This is a genomic window from Methylobacterium sp. D48H (assembly GCF_053345715.1).
Window position 1 is genome coordinate 1 of the sequence record NZ_JBKFAP010000203.1, and the last position, 285, is coordinate 285.

The 285-nt window shown below is 74.4% G+C and carries 1 protein-coding gene; it reads right to left on the reverse strand.

The window, feature by feature from the left end:
* On the reverse strand, positions 1 to 285 hold a 285-nt coding region (locus ACLBX8_RS32130; RefSeq protein WP_447716464.1), incomplete at both ends, for a restriction system modified-DNA reader domain-containing protein.

A 285-nucleotide genomic window follows, 5' to 3' on the forward strand; every position in this document is an offset into this window, starting at 1 on the left:
ATCGCCTGCCGGAGGCCGGCCCGGTAGCTGTCGATCACCACCGGCTTGCCGCCGCGCTCCACGTGCCAGAACGTCCAGCCGTTGCAGGCCGGCAGGCCCTGCACGAGCGCGCCGATCTTGTGGGTCGAGCCGATGACGAGGCCGTTGTCGAGCTGGCCGTCCGGGCGCACCGTGGCGCGGAACCGGCGGCGCTCGTCGGTCACGGCCTCGCCCGGCCGGATGTGGCCCGCCTCGATCACCGACAGGAACGGCACCCGCGGCTCGGCGCGCTTGGTCGGTGCCACC